Source organism: Roseovarius salinarum (genome assembly GCF_002834145.1).
In the GTDB taxonomy this organism is placed as follows: domain Bacteria; phylum Pseudomonadota; class Alphaproteobacteria; order Rhodobacterales; family Rhodobacteraceae; genus Roseovarius; species Roseovarius salinarum.
This window is the reverse complement of sequence record NZ_PHNT01000048.1, coordinates 1-887: the sequence shown is the minus strand read 5'-3', so window position 1 is coordinate 887 and position 887 is coordinate 1. Positions and strand designations below refer to the sequence as shown.

1 protein-coding gene is annotated in these 887 nt (G+C 64.3%); it reads left to right on the top strand.

Features of this window, described 5'->3' with window-relative positions; genetic code table 11:
- Window positions 1-859 (top strand): IS3 family transposase (locus CEF10_RS16695; RefSeq protein ID WP_101069290.1); only part of this gene is annotated, 859 nt, incomplete at its 5' end.
- Between the last annotated feature and the right edge of the window lie 28 nt (window positions 860-887).

Genomic DNA, 887 nt, shown 5'->3' with positions numbered 1-887 from the left:
GGTCGCTGAAGACGGAGGGTTCCCGATGAAGGCCGTGGCGGACACGCTCGGGGTCTCGCGCTCGAACCTGCACGAGCGGGTGAGCGGCAAGACCAAGCCGCGTCGGCGCTATCATAAAGCGCAAGACGCGGCGCTTCTGCCGTTGATCGAGCGGCTGGTCGCGAAGCGCCCGACCTACGGCTACCGGCGGGTCACGGCGGTGCTGAATCGAAAGCTGCGCGCCGATGGCCTGGCACCGGCCAATCACAAACGGGTCTACCGGATCATGAAGGTGCACAACCTGCTGCTGGCACGCAAATACACGGAGCGTCCGGAGCAGACCCATGACGGCAAGGTGGTCGTCATGCGCTCGAACCTGCGCTGGTGCTCCGACGGCTTCGAGTTCACATGCTGGAACGGTGCCGTGATGCGTGGCGCCTTCATCATCGATGCGCATGATCGCGAGGTCATCGCCTGGCGCGTGGTGGTGAATGCCGGCATCAGCGGATCGGACATCCGCGACATGATGCTCGAGGCGGTGGAGAGGCGATTCGGTGATTGCCAGGCGCCACACCCAGTCGAGGTGCTCACCGACAACGGCGCGCCCTACACGGCGAAGGACACACGTATCTTTGCCCGGCAGCTTGGTCTGCGCCCCTGCTTCACCCCGGTAAGGAGCCCGCAGAGCAATGGCCTGTCCGAGGCCTTCGTGAACACGCTCAAGCGCGACTACGTGCGCGTGACACCTTTGCCGGACGCGGAGACCGCGCTCGGATTGATCGATGGCTGGTTCGAGGATTACAACGAGAACCATCCGCACTCAGGGCTGAAATGGCGCTCGCCCCGCGAGTTCATCGCAGCTCAAACCGCAACCGCCTGAGTGTCCGGCGAAACGGGGGCAAGATCAG